Annotated in this window: 8 protein-coding genes; 3 read left to right on the top strand and 5 right to left on the bottom strand. The window is 33.9% G+C overall.

Features of this window, described 5'->3' with window-relative positions; all coding sequences use genetic code 11:
• Positions 1 to 225 precede the first annotated feature (225 nt).
• Complete coding sequence (locus ACIQ4I_RS07795; protein ID WP_403094821.1) at positions 226 to 1536, bottom strand: C40 family peptidase; 1311 nt, start codon at positions 1534 to 1536, stop codon at positions 226 to 228.
• A 276-nt stretch (positions 1537 to 1812) separates the two neighbouring features.
• Entirely contained in the window at positions 1813 to 3489 is a 1677-nt protein-coding gene (locus ACIQ4I_RS07790) for a methyl-accepting chemotaxis protein (protein WP_403094818.1), read from the bottom strand.
• A 1000-nt stretch (positions 3490 to 4489) separates the two neighbouring features.
• On the opposite strand from ACIQ4I_RS07790, the gene ACIQ4I_RS07785 reads away from it, so the two are divergent.
• A complete protein-coding gene (locus tag ACIQ4I_RS07785; RefSeq protein WP_403094815.1) occupies positions 4490 to 5818 on the top strand; it encodes an NAD-dependent malic enzyme in 1329 nt (442 codons plus the stop codon).
• Positions 5819 to 6230: 412 nt separating this feature from the next.
• Positions 6231 to 7196: a nuclease-related domain-containing protein gene (locus ACIQ4I_RS07780; RefSeq protein ID WP_403094812.1), complete on the top strand. Its 966-nt coding sequence runs from the start codon at positions 6231 to 6233 to the stop codon at positions 7194 to 7196.
• A gap of 299 nt (positions 7197 to 7495) precedes the next feature.
• Here ACIQ4I_RS07780 and ACIQ4I_RS07775 read toward each other — a convergent pair whose 3' ends face one another.
• Both ACIQ4I_RS07775 and brnQ read right to left on the bottom strand, forming a co-directional pair.
• Complete coding sequence (locus ACIQ4I_RS07775) at positions 7496 to 9070, bottom strand: FMN-binding glutamate synthase family protein (protein WP_403094809.1); 1575 nt, start codon at positions 9068 to 9070, stop codon at positions 7496 to 7498.
• Positions 9071 to 9373: 303 nt separating this feature from the next.
• Positions 9374 to 10714 carry a branched-chain amino acid transport system II carrier protein gene (brnQ, locus tag ACIQ4I_RS07770; RefSeq protein WP_403094807.1) on the bottom strand — a complete coding sequence of 447 codons (1341 nt, stop codon included), beginning with the start codon at positions 10712 to 10714 and terminating at the stop codon, positions 9374 to 9376.
• 1518 nt (positions 10715 to 12232) lie between these two features.
• Here brnQ and ACIQ4I_RS07765 point away from each other — a divergent pair.
• The gene (locus tag ACIQ4I_RS07765; RefSeq protein WP_403094804.1) at positions 12233 to 13270 is read left to right on the top strand and encodes a glycosyltransferase family 4 protein; all 1038 of its coding nucleotides are present in this window, start codon (positions 12233 to 12235) and stop codon (positions 13268 to 13270) included.
• 541 nt (positions 13271 to 13811) lie between these two features.
• Here ACIQ4I_RS07765 and ACIQ4I_RS07760 read toward each other — a convergent pair.
• Positions 13812 to 14915, bottom strand: coding sequence for an LCP family protein (locus ACIQ4I_RS07760; RefSeq protein ID WP_403094801.1), 1104 nt, complete (start codon positions 14913 to 14915; stop codon positions 13812 to 13814).
• Positions 14916 to 15023: the final 108 nt, after the last annotated feature.

Here is a 15023-nt window from a genome sequence, read left to right as displayed (position 1 = left end):
GTATATTTATCCTAAATAGCAGTATTTTCTTTCAAATAAAACATTCATTTGCATAAAATTAAGTAGAATATGACGTAATTTGAAAAGTAGGATATTTATATAAATGCCATTTTATTAGGATAGTATTAATATAGTTTTGTAATATTACATATTGTTACAAAAGAAAAAGTCCTTGCCAAGGTTGGTTGGCAAGGACTTAGGATCGATATATTTATGAATCTCTAATTAGTATGTTAGATCATAGAATCGTTTATAACTATCAAAATGGCTTTTCCAGTAGGATTCGTTAACAGAAGAAACTTGTACATAATCGCCACCTGCGTGAACAAATTGACCGTTTCCTATATAGATTCCCAAATGTGAAATACCTTTTTTGTACGTATCTTTAAAGAATACTAAATCACCAGCTTTAGGTGATGAAACATAGTATGATCGTGCTTCGTAATCTGCAGCGCTTGTTCTTCCAATATTGTAACCTGATTGACTGTATACATAATAGATAAAGCCACTGCAATCAAAGCCACTAGGAGAAGATCCACCCCAAACATATGGTACCCCTTGAAGTGAAAGAGCTATATTCAAAGCTTCTTTTACTACTTTTGAAGAAGCTTGCCCTCCAGTGTTCGGATTTGAAACAGATGTCGTATTTTCCTTTTGCTGTTGACTAGTTGATCCACTTTTTTTGACAGATAATACTTGTCCCACACGGATAATATCAGATGTTAAGCCATTCCATGATTTTAATTGTGTAATTGTAATTCCGTAGTGATTTGCAATGGTCGATAGTGTATCACCCGCAATTACAGTATGTTTTGTAGCTTTTGAAGAAGCTGGTGCTTTTGTTTTATTTGTTGAACTTGTATTATTTGCACTATTAGAATTAGAGTTCAAACTACTTCCAGGAATCTTCAATGACTGTCCAACGTATATTGAATCATTTTTAAGATTATTACTTTTTTGAATTGAAGCAACAGTTACATTAAATTTAGAAGCAATTTTTGCTAAATAATCACCGGATTTCACTTTATATGTAGAAGTGGTTGTTTTTTTAGTAGTGCTATTTTTGTTTGTATTAGTTGTGTTAGTAGTACTAGCAACTTTTACGCTTGAAGTACCAGGGATTTTCAAAGTTTGCCCCACATAAATCTTATCATCTGCAAGATGATTTTCTTTCATAAGCGATGATAATGGAATATTATGATATGCAGCAATTTTTGCTAAATAATCACCTGATTTTACTTTGTAAGTACTAGACTGTTTTGAAGCAGTGGTTGTTTTTTTTGTAGCAGAAGCAGTACTCACTTTTGTAATAGACTTACTGTTTGTTTTGATATTTTGTCCAACATAAATCATATCGGAAGAAAGATTATTCGATTTTTTTAGCTGACTTACAGTTGTATTATATTTTTGTGCAATCACATATAAAGAATCGCCATTTTTGACCTTATATGTATTGGAGCTTGCTTCTGCATCATGTGCGTTAACAACCAGCGTAGCTGCACCTACTGCTAAAACAGAATATAAAGCTTGTTTCACAAAAATCACTCCTTTTTTGTTGGATAATAGCGTACGAATATCGTTAACTTCATTGTAGATAAAAACTAAAATTAAAACAATCTACTTAAAAAAAAGGGTAAATTTGATAGATTAGTAATCGTATTATTTTATTTACAACATCGAATTTTTATAACTAAAGAACTAATTGTGTGGTATTTAAATACGTAAAATCCTAATTAATTGTATAAAAATAGAAAACTTAATATGCAAAAAGAGCGCAATTATTGTTAAAAATTGTGCTCTTTTTGTAATATATTATAATTTGAATACTTGAATGCTATTGCTTAATGACTCAGCCATTTTACTTAATTCTTCAGTGGATGCTGTAATTTCTTCTATTACTGCATATTGTTCTTCAGAAAGACTTGCAATATGTTGTGTTTTGTCAGTTGTATCTTGTGAAATGGTATTTACATGATCAAGTGAAGCCACAGTTTCTTGGGATGCTACAGCCATAGCTTCCGTTACATTCGATACTTCTTGAATTTCATTTGAAAGTGATACAGAAGTTTCATAAATCTCTTTGAATGTAGATCCTGTAATTCGAATACTTTCATATCCAAGTTGGGCTTTCTCATTTACATTTTCCATTTGTTCTACAGTATTCGTCATATTTTGATGAATATGCTCAGTTGTTTGACGTATTTCGTTTGCTGAACGTGCTGACTCTTCAGCCAATTTTCGTACTTCATCAGCAACAACTGCAAATCCTTTTCCATGTTCACCGGCACGTGCAGCTTCAATGGCTGCATTTAGTGCAAGTAAATTTGTTTGTTCAGAGATTTCCGTGATAGCGGTTACCATTGTATTTATCTTTTGAGAACTATTTGCTAATTCTAAAAGAGAGGTTTGAGTTTCTACTATTGAACCTTGGATTGCTTTAACATGCTTTACTGAAGTTTCAAGATTTGTGCCACCTGAAACGGTTTTTTCTGTTGCAGTTGCCGCAGATCGAGCTACTGATGCTGCAGATGCTGCGACAGATTGGATTTGGCTAGCAACAAGATTCATCGAATTTGTCCCATTAGAAACATATTGCATTTGCACATTCGTATCATTTGCGAGTTGATCAATTTCTTCACTTACTTGTTTAGTAGCAGCATTTGTTTGATCTGTACTTGCATACAGCTCCTCGGAAGCGGCAGCTAAATGCTCACTTGTATGTGTTACAGTTGTAATCATTTTCTTTAAATTACTGTACATATGATTAAATGCTTCTGCTAGTTGGCCAATTTCATCTTTAGAACGATGGTTTAATAAATCTAATGTTAAGTTTCCTTCTGCTATTTCTGTTGCAAAATGGGTCATACTGTATAGTGGACGAATTTTTCTAGATAAAAGAATAAGGATTGTCATAAAATTTATAAGTAAAAGTATGAGCAATATTGTCATGATTAATACGCTTACTTTGACTTGTGAGTTCGCTTGCTCAACTTGATTACTTGTCCAAGCGGATAGCTTATTATCAAAAGAAGCAATGGTGTTACTAACATTATCTTTAAGTAAACTATATTCTGTTCCATATAGAGTTTTTTTCGCTTTGTCGAATTCACCTTTTTGAATGAGGACAATTACATCTTCTTCAATTGGTTTAAGATTAGTAGACTGTTGAAGAGCATATTCAGCAAGTGCTAACGTATCTTCAGGTAAGTGGTCACGTTTAAGCTGTTTGATTGTTTTATCAGCATCAAGAGATTTTTGATCTTCATCTTCATAAGCCTTTAAAAAGCGATCTGAACCCGACTCAGCGTATGAGCGAATATTAGAAGATTTAGTTTCGATATTTTTCATAAGACGTACTCCGATAGTTCCATCTTGTTTATCAATTTTTAAGGCATTGGATTGTTCGGATATACTTTTAGTCAAATACCCCATACTTAAACCATTTAGCACAAGAAGTACAATGGCTATAATGATTGAGTATTTTATCATGCTACTTATTTTCATGCTCCCACTACTTTGTAAAAGTAATATGTAGATATTGTTATACAGTACTTATTGATTACTTATTACCTTACTTCATAAGGTAACTATTGATTATAATATATTCCATATTAATAGTATAAAGGTAACTTATTGATATTAAAATATAATCTTCCAGAATATTTCATTGTATAGTTTGAAACACTAAGAATAGTATGGATCATAAAGAAAATTGAGTTATCACAGAGAAATGTAGAACCCTGAGTTTAAAGTCATATTGCAAAAATTATTTTTCTTAGATTATGGGAAGAATATTAGGTAGTGTGGGAATATGTAATTGAGACTATATAAAATTAATTGTAAATGGAAATAGGGGTATGAGTGTGTTAAGTGTAAAAAGAAAATATAAAGTTTTGGAATACAACAAAGAACCGCTAACAAAGGGGGCTAGCGGTCTCTGTAGAGCTGAGGAGGTTAATTGTTCCGAGTTGCAATGAGAATATATTTCAATGTTGAAATAAACAATTAGTAATGGAATAGTGAATAGAATAAATGTAAAAATTTCCATAAATTGATTCATAATCCACTATAGTTCAAGCATACCCGAAAAAAGAAAATTTAAAACCAAGATAGGTGAATCAATTTTATAATGCAAAGTTCATATAAAAAATACGACATAATGATAGCCGATTTTGTTCATTGCGACGTTTTCGACGGCGAGACCTCGAAAATGCAATATTAATTCAGTAAGATTCATTTAGAGTCCTGCGAGAAAAGTTTAAGCTGAAAGCCCCTTTTATAGTGGAACATCCAAATCTGAATAGTTAATGTCTTGAAATGTTCGGATTTATGAAATTAATTCAAGTGTATATTTTACAGAAATTTTTGACTCCTCAGTCCCTTTATGATATAAATATTTACCTTTATAGTGCATAGTAGTAGAATGAATTTCAAATGGTCACAGAAAAGTCATAATAATTAAAGATAAAGCCAGAATGGAGGAAAAGTAATGTCTGCTCAAAGTATCATGCGCAATATAATAGTAGAAACACCATCAAAGCCAGGGAATTTAGCTAAAGTCGCAAAAGCAATAGGTGATCAAGGTGGCGATATCGGTGATATACAGACACTAAAGATTGGAACATTATCTACGGTTCGAGACGTTACTTGTACTTGTGAGAGCCTTGCTCAATTAGAAGATATCGTTAAAGCTATTAATGAACTTGAATGTATTACTGTTCGTGCTGTTTCAGATGATGTCATGAAAGCACATGAAGGCGGAAAAATACATATGACTAGTAAAATCGATGTTCGTTCGTTAAGTGATTTACGTCGTATTTATACACCAGGTGTAGCGAGTGTTTGTCAAGAAATCCAACGTTCCCCAGAAAAAGCGCATTATTTTACAAGTATCGGGAATACAGTGGCGATTGTAACAGATGGCACGGCCATCCTTGGTTTAGGCAACATTGGTCCAGTAGCGGGTATGCCAGTAATGGAAGGGAAAGCCGTATTATTCGACCAATTTGTTGAAATTAGTGGTGTTCCAATTTTGCTAGATACAAGTAATCCAGATGAAGTAGTGGAAACAGTGAAGCATATAGCTCAAGGTTTCGGCGGCATTTTATTAGAAGATATTGGATCTCCCCATTGTTTCGAAATTGAAGACCGTTTGAAAAAAGAATTGCAAATCCCAGTTATGCATGATGATCAACACGGTACAGCGGTAGTAACGTTGGCGGCAGCTTTATCAGCATGCCGTTATGCGGGAGTAGATTTAAAACAAGCTGTTGTCGGTCAAATCGGTCTTGGTGCAGCGGGTCTTGCGATTAGCCGAATGTTGTTAGAATATGGAGTAAAAGAAGTATGTGGCAGCGATTTACAAGAAAGCGCTCTTGTCCGATTAAGCAGCTTTGGTGGAACAGTAATGAACTCCATTGAAGAATTAATGGAACACTGTGACATTGTAATTGCTACTACAGGTGTAAAAGGTCTGATAAAACCTGAAATGATTCGCAAAGGGCAAATTATCCTAGCGTTATCAAATCCATATCCAGAAATCGCACCTGAAGACGCACTCAAAGCTGGAGCAGCCTATGCAGCGGATGGCCGTCTTGTTAACAATGTACTTGGTTTCCCGGGTATTTTCCGTGGTGCATTAAACGCAAATGCAAAAAGAATCACTTATCCAATGCTACTAGCCGCAGCAAATGCAATCGTGGATTCAACACATAACGGTGATCTCGTACCACACCCACTTGATCCAAACGTCCATAAATCAGTAGCAAAAGCAGTAGAACGTATTGCGCTTAAAGAGCTAAGTCAGGAAACAATATAATAGAAGAAAGTACTGGGAAGGACTGCTAAGGGCGGTCTTTTTTTGTTTTGTCAATTGTGCGCAAATAAGGAGTAATTGAGAGAGTTAGAGAAGAAGTGGTGACGTAAAATGTTGTGAATGCAAATACAAATTGGAAAGTCGCAAGTAATTCGATCAAAGTCGCAAGTAAATGACAGGAAGTCGCAAGTAAAATGACAAAGTTCGCAAGTAATTTTTACTCACCAATTGAAAAAATACATGAAACTAAATTTTGTACAATAAAAATAATAATTATGTATGATATTTATTGTTTTTTAATAAAAAATAAAGATTTCTCTCGAAAAAATACCCTCATTTTTTATTTTCGCCACTTTGCATTAAGAAGCAATTCAATTTATACTTTGACGTAAAATTCAAAGATGGAGGGGATTCTTTGATCGTCAAAGCATATTCATCAACATACTATTTAGAGGCTCTAAAGGGATTAATTCAACGTCTTTCTTTATCAAATCCAAAACGGCAAGAGTTAGAAAATGAATATATGCGTATCAAGGCTGGTGATATCGGTGAGAAAGTTGTGATGGATACACTTGAGCAACTTCAGTTACCATATGACTTCTATGTCTTTCATAATCTTTCATTGCTGTTAGAATCTAAAATTCAAATTGATGTATTAATTTTGACAGCAAGCTATATTATTATTTTCGAGGTGAAAAATATTAAAGGTTCTATTGAATTGCGCCAAAACCCGAGTCAACTTGTTCGAACTCTACCAAATGGAGAAGTTCATGCATTTAACAGTCCAGAGCCTCAGCTACAAGAGTATGTACATCAACTCAAGAGATTTTTCCTGAATCAAAATATGAATATTTCTATCTACGGGGCAATTATTTTTCCTTTTACAACTAGCTTTATCAAACAAACATCCAATAAAACAACCATCTTATTGAAAAATGAAATAAAGCCTTTTTTAAGGAGTATGCCGACAAGCACAAAATGTCTTTCTAACAATGAAATTGAACATTGGAAAAGCTATTTTATGAGAAAACACAAAGAATTTAATCCTTACCCATTAATGAATAGATATAAAATTTCTCGCGAAACTATTTTGAATGGAGTTATTTGCAGTCAATGTGGAAAAATCGGAATGCAAAGAATTGCGTTTGTTTGGTTTTGTTCAAATTGCTTTAATAAAAGTACTAATGCACACGAATATGCAATTTATGATTATTTAAAAATATTGAATAATACTATTACTAATAAGGAATGTAGGGAATTTCTTAGAATTAAGGATATTTATCAGTCCAGTAGAATGCTAAAAAATATGAATCTGAAGAAATCAGGAACGTATAAAAATGCAAAGTATATGCTACCAGAAGAGGATATAAGTAATAGGTAGAGAAAAAATCAAAATGCTCTTTATCGTTCGCGCATCAATTATAAATTAAGGAAAAATTAGGTCCGCGAACAAGATATGCAAACCATAGAGAAGTGGCTGAATAGAGGACGTAAAATGTTGTGAACGCAAATACAAATTGGAAAGTCGCAAGTAAATTGATTGAAGTCGCAAGTAAATGACAGGAAGTCGCAAGTAATTTTCACCCGCAAATTAACCACCTGAAAATGACTCCAAATCTGTGCTAAATAAAAAAATCCCCCTGTAATACCAGGGGGATAAATTTCTATTATTCTATATATCTACTTTGCTTTCAAATTCTCAACGGTAAACACTCGGCCGTAGTCATCTTTGTAGACGATATGTTCGCTGTTGAACTTTGTTGGGGAATCAAGTCCAGCAGCTGCTGCTACTCGGAAAAGTCCCTCGCGCATTGTGATGATGTAGTTGGTTACACGATATTTTTTCTCTTCAATAATTAGACCGTTTTGTAATTTTGGATCCGTTGTTGCGACGCCTGCTGGGCACTCATTAGTATGACAACGTTGAGCCATAATACATCCAACGGAAATCATGAAGCCACGTGCAACGTTGATAAGGTCAGCACCTAAGCCAAGAATAACAGCTGCACGGTCTGATGTAATGATTTTACCTGAGGCGATAATTTTAACGCGATCGCGAACGCCATGTTTTACAAGAGCATCATGTAAAAGGACAAGACCTGAGTGAATAGGAAGACCAACGCTATCTGCTAAGTCTTGGAATGTAGCACCTGTACCACCTTCAGCACCATCAATTGTAATAAAGTCTGGACCTTTTCCGGATTCTTTCATATATGAGGCAAGTTTTTCTGCATCCTCAGGGCTACCGATTACAACTTTAATGCCGACTGGTAGGCCGCCAGCTTCTCGAATTTTTTCAATAAAATCGAATAATGATGGGAAATCATCAAATTGACGGAAGCGGTTTGGACTGTTAATTGTTTTATGTGGTTCTACATTACGGATTTTCGCAATTTCTTCAGTTACTTTATCCGCTTCAACGTGTCCACCACGAGTTTTTGCACCTTGCGCAAGTTTTAATTCGAAAGCTTTCACTTGTGGTATAGCAGCTTTTTCTTTTAACAACTCAAAACTAAATTCGCCTTCTTTTGTGCGATATCCAAATAAACCTGAACCAATTTGAGCGATTAAATCAGCACCACCAGCTAAATGGTGGTCTGAAACACCACCTTCACCAGTGTTCATCCATGAACCTTTAGCCATGCCAATCCCTTTAGATAAAGCTGAAATGGCATTTTTACCTAATGCACCGTAACTCATTGCGGATTGTCCTACTAAACTACGAACGTGGAATGGTTCGCGACAATTTCTTCCAATTACAACTGCATCTTCTTCTGGTATTAACCAAGGTTTGACGGTTACTTTTTCATTATGTTCTTTACGATTGAACAAACCATCAGAATCAATTACGTATTTTTGTGTTTCAACAGTTTGACTTTGGTCGACACGCATTTCATCGACTTGTTTAGTGAACATAGCATTACGTATGTAGAATCCTGCTTCATCAAAATTACGTTTTGAACCAAATCCAATGACATTTCCTAAGTATTTCCCAGGTAATACGACATGTAAAAACTCCTCACGACTAAAAGGTTTACCTTTATGGTCATCGTCGAACAGATATTGTCGAAGTTCCGGTCCGATTTTTTCTGTAATATAGCGCATTCTACCAAGAACCGGGAAGTTTCGTAGAATTGCATGTTGTTTTTGGTTTCGATCCATAAAATATAAAACCAAGAATGTAATACCAGGTATTACAACAAATATAGCAATTAGTATAAGTAATAGTGAGAAGATTATCTTATAGCCTTCCATAATAGCCACCCTTTTAATATTTGTGTCGAATTCGTGAATTCATCTAATTTGCGTATTAAATATATCACAAAACGAGATGAATTCAAGTGGTTAAACCAAAAAATGTATTTATTTTAGGAAATGGTTGCAAACGCTTACCTTAAACAGAAAATTTTTAGGTTGGCGCAATGAGTGTCGTAAACAATACTAGTATGCTTTTGGGATATTTCTAATTAATTTCACTATATCCTATGGCTTTTTCATTCATTTCATCAAAAAAGACGATTAGAGTAAAATCACTCTAATCGTCCATATTAAATCAAACTAATTATCTTTTTTTGTAACTATAGTAATCACATAACCTATGATTGCACCAATGATTGCTGGTACTAACCAGCCAATTCCTGATGAGTACAGAGGTAAATGACTAAGTAAAGTATCGTAAGCTTTGATGTCGAGTACTTTCGCACCTTTTAATCCATCATAGATACTAACTAGTCCAGTGAAGATTAATGCAACGATGTAAACAGGACGTGCATCATTGAATAGGTTAGAAACTAGGATTAATATCATTAGTACGATAGCTAATGGATAGATCATGTTCAATACAGGACCTGAGACAGCTAACATTTTTTCAAGACCAAAATTAGAAATGATTGTACTGAATATCGCGAAAATCCATACCCATGTTTTATATGAAAGTGCTGGAATAATTTTATGGAAGAATTCAGATGAAGCAGTCATTAAACCAATTGAAGTTGTTAGACAAGCTAGCATAATTACTAATGTTAATAGATAGTTACCAAAATCACCGTACAAAACATAGGCAGATTTTGTAATAACATCTGATCCAGTACCGATAAAGCCAATTGTTTTAACACTTGAAGAACCGATGTATCCAAGTGAGATATAAACAAGAGCAAGTCCAATAGCTGCAATAAAAGCTGCGAAGATTGTTGTTTTTACAACAGTTGGACGGTGAGTAATGTTTTTACCTTTTAGAGCTTCAACAATTACAATACCGAAGATTAATGCAGCAAGGAAGTCCATTGTTTGATAACCTTGGATGAATCCTGAAGAGAATGCATTGTGTAAGTAATCAGCTACAACTGTAACTTTTGCCTCACCATGACCAGCCATTGGTGTAACAATTGATTTAATTGCCAGTGCAGCAATAACGATTAATAGTGCTGGTGTTAGGATTTTACCTACGCGGTCAATTAATTTACTTGGGTTCAATGCGAAGAACAATGTAATCCCAAAGAAAAGGATTGAGAAAATAACTAATGGCCAGCTACTTTCTAATAAAGCACCATGTAGATATGGTTTAACACCTAAATCGAATGAAACTGTACCTGTTCGTGGCATTGCAAAAAATGGTCCAATTGCAAGATAAATAATCGATGTGAAGATAATACCGAATGCCGGGCTGATACGACCAGCCATATCTTGAAGTTCACCACCAGATTTTGCAACGGTGATTACACCTAATAACGGAAGACCGACACCAGTAATTAAGAAACCAATTATAGCAACAGCAAAGTTTTCACCGGATTCTTGTCCTAATTGTGGAGGGAAGATAATGTTTCCGGCACCCAGGAACAATGCAAAAAGCATGAACCCAACCGAAACTTTTTCCCACAGAGGAAGATTTTGATTCTGCATAAAGAAGACTCCTTTAAAATGTACTTGCGTATAATCTCTGAAAGATTTTATGAAATTAGAACGCTAATTGTAAAAGTATTAAATATTCGTTTTTATCTGAAAATTCTAATTACAAAAGTTATAAAAAGTTACTTGAATAGATTAACATGAATATATCAAGAATGGAACCTTAAATTGTGATGAAAAAGTGAAAACTTACACTAAAAGGGTATAATGTTCTAAAATGAAAGAAAATTATGAACAAACTGATTATTGAAACGTTGTAAAGAATTATTAAGAGTTTGTAGGTTCATATAAAGAACTGTATCTTTATGATAGATTGTTGCTGAAGAGGGTTTTTACTTGTTTCGATGGAATAATATATCATTGCGAAACGGAGACAATTAAACTCCTTTTATGATTCATACTAAAAAATAATCGATAAACTTGCTTTGGTTCAAGAAAAGAAATCACAAGAGGGGATAAATCATATGAAATCAATTAATAGAAATGATTCAAATGATTAAACAAACTGCCGATACGATTTTACAAGCTAGTAGCGATTTACAGCGATATTCATATAATTAGGTTGAAGGTACAGGAGATGTTTCGGAGCTATAAGAAAAATGTCTGAAAAACGCAAAAGAACAACAAGCATTATCAGATAAAATTATTCAATATATGGATCAGTTTTCGCAAAAATTGCAACTGATGAAGGAATACATGGCTTTCTACTATAAGAATGATGCTGAGAAATTTATGTATGAAAGCAATCAATCTATACGTGAAGCAGTAGTACAATTACTCGAATCAAAGGAAAAGTGAAACTTGTTGCTTGAAAGAATAGATGAAATTATATGTGTTTCTCTATTAGAAAACAAGTTTCGAAACTAATATTTATTGTAACTAAAGGTAGAAATTGAAGATGCAAGAGTTGCTGAAGTGGTTAAAAAACAGCATCACAATTGAAGGTTGTCACGACTAATATCTAAGAAACAAAACTACAATTTTAAAATATAGAGCGAGAAATTACGTAGCTTGAGGAAGAAAAAACAAATACATTAGAATTTATTGAGCATCTAAACAATACGATGAAAAGTAGCACTGCTCATATTGAGCATACAATCTAAATTCTTTTGGAAAATAAATCTATTGTTAAATAGCTTTCAGATTTAACGGAATGGCGTACATAAGTAAACAAAATGTATGTACACATCAACTGAGAAAATCAGTTTGGCGTATAACAAAAGTGATTGAGAATTCATACATACTAAAAAATGAAATGATTTATGATCTCCTGGTTGATTTGTCAGGAGATTTCTATGAATTTGAAACAATTCAAGTCTTAAATGCGTCCTAGTAGAAGTATGAAGAAAAAGTACGAACATAGTAATATGCTAAGAAATTAATTGAAACAGAGTGTTATTTTCCTGAAATCATGCTATAATACTTCTTGTATTCGATGATGACTAGCATTTGAATGCGTTTTTTATTGCGCATTTATTAATATATGTAGAGTTTATAAGGAGGACGGGTAATATGAATTACCTAGCATTAGTTGTAGCCTTTGTAGCTTCAATTCTTTTGACTCCGCTTGTTAAACGACTCGCATACCGTATTGGTGCCGTCGATAAACCAAATTATCGTAAAGTGCATGCCCATATTATGCCTCGCTTAGGTGGATTAGCTATCTTCCTAGCATTTCTGATAGGTGTAGTTGTTGCACGCCCTATGGATGAATCAATGATTGCGATCTTAATAGGAAGCTTTGTTATTATTGTGACAGGCGTCCTTGATGATATGCTTGAAATCTCTCCAAAAGCAAAATTGATTGGGCAAACAATTGCCGCTGTAATCGTTATTTTCTTTGGTGATGTTCGAATTGATTCTATCAATTTACCATTTGATGGAAAACTAGATTTCGGTTACTTAAGTATTCCATTAACTTTAATTTGGATAATTGGTATTACGAATGCGATTAACTTAATAGATGGATTAGATGGCCTTGCAGCCGGTGTTTCTACAATTTCATTGATCACGCTTGCTGGCATGGCGTTTATAATGAGTAACACGTTCGTACTTGCAATGGCATTAATTCTTGCAGCAAGTACATGTGGATTCTTATTTTATAATTTCCACCCTGCGAAAATTTTCATGGGTGATACCGGGGCATTGTTCCTCGGATTTATGATTTCTGTTTTAGCCTTACTCGGATTTAAAAACGTAACATTTGTTTCTTTAGTAATTCCTATTATTATGTTAGGTGTTCCAATTTCAGATACATTCTTCGCTATTTTGCGTCGTTTGTTAAACAAACAACCACCATTTAGCCCAGATAAATCTCACTTGCATCACCGTTTGATGAGTATTGGCTTTACACACCGCCAAACTGTTTTAATCATTTATGGTATTGCTTCAATGTTCGGTTTAGCAGCGATTATCTTCTCAATGGCAAAACTTTGGGGAGCTATCCTTCTAATCACAGTAATTTTAATAACAATCGAGTTATTCGTTGAAGTGATCGGACTAGCAGGAAACAATTATCGCCCATTGTTAAACTTAGTACGGAAGAAATAAAACTATATAACAATTAGAGTGAACTGAAAGATTCTTAGATAACAATCTTTTAGCGTCACTCTTTTTTTTATAATTGAAATTTAGTATAGTACCTATTTAATGATGTTGTACTTGCATAGGGATATAAATTGTTGGGGACGCAAATACAATATTAAAAGTAGCAAGTAAACTGGTCAAAGTCGCAAATATATCATCGGAAATCGCAAGTAAAATGGTAGAATTCGCAAGTAAATTTCACACATAAGTGAGTTGTAATTCAAACGTATAAAGAAAAGATCATAATGGTCTTCAATATTCGCGAAAGGGATGAAGTAATAATAGCAAAAAGATGACGCGGATAAGTGGTGAAATATCTTGTATTTGTTGAAGATGTGTCTTATGCGAATACAATTAGAAAGAACGCGAGTAAAATCGGCAAACCATCCACGCCAATCAGTCTTATTTCACCTTAAAACAAAAGGCATCTATCAGCAAAAAGCTGTTAGATGCCTTTTTATTATTGGTTATTGTTCGAGTTATTATTCGAACTGTAATTTGAGTTTTAGTTGCTACTAGAACCAGAGCCGCTATAGTTGCTATTGGTGTCTGTTGTATTGTTATTCGTGTTCGTAGTTGAGTTATTATTCGAATTTGTTTTTGATTTGTTGATATCGTTTGCTGTAAGACCTAAATGTTTTTGCAGTGTTTGTTTAATCTCTGCAAGATTATTGTCATCTAGCTTGTAATAGTAAATACCAGTTGACATATCATCATAACCTTTTAAAGAAAGGGAATCGACTTTTGGCATACCGTTCTTTAAGTAGGCTGCAAGTGATTTCATTTCGCCGAATGTCATGTTGGTTTTCATATTGTTACCTACAGCAGCTAAAATATCATCGTATTTTGTAAGTGATGAAATAGAAGAAGCTTTTTTAATAATGGCTTCTAAAATCATTTGTTGGCGTTCGCCACGTTTAATGTCATTATCTTGATGGCGTGTACGTGCCAGAGCTAATGCTTCTCGACCATTTAATGTTTGCATTCCTGGTTTTAAGTTAACTGTACGTTTATCATTTTCATCAAGTTCATGCATTGCATACGGTACATTTACTTCGATTCCGCCAAGTGCATCTACAATTTGGATAAAAGAGTCGAAGTTTAAACGATAATAATAATCTACTGGAACGTCTAGTAAATTTTCAACTGTATCGATTGTCGCTTGAGTGCCACCGAATGCGTGAGCATGTGTAATTTTATCATAATGACCTACATAAGGAATATAAACATATGAATCTCGAGGAATACTTAATAATTTCACAGATTTATCTTTGTTGTTTAATGTTGCAAGCATAAGAGAATCTGAGCGTGAGTGGTCAGAACCTTGTTCCCTCTTTTCACTATCATCGATCCCAACAAATAAAATGGAAATATTGTCTTTTAAAGGTTCAACTTTTGCATTCCTTAATTCGGATTTAACGCGTGTATTATTTTTATCGAAAGCTTTATTAGCAGCTTTTTCGCCTTGTTTATATAGGTAGAAAGCATAAGCTCCAGTAGAAACAATCATTAAAGAAATCAATATTAAAAAGATTTTTAAAAACAAATGCTTCTTCTTTTTTCTAGGTGCTTTCTTCTCCTTTTTCGCCTGTATTCTTGAATTTGTCATATATAATCTCCTCTAAATTAGGAATACTAATCTACATGTTGTATTTGACGCTAACACAAAAATAAAGTTTCCGCTTTTTTGTGCAACGAATTTAATTATACTATGAGG

Source organism: Rummeliibacillus sp. NPDC094406, from assembly GCF_044763875.1.
In the GTDB taxonomy this organism is placed as follows: Bacteria; Bacillota; Bacilli; order Bacillales_A; family Planococcaceae; genus Rummeliibacillus.
Note: the sequence above shows the minus strand (reverse complement) of the source record. Positions and strands in the feature narration are given on the sequence as shown.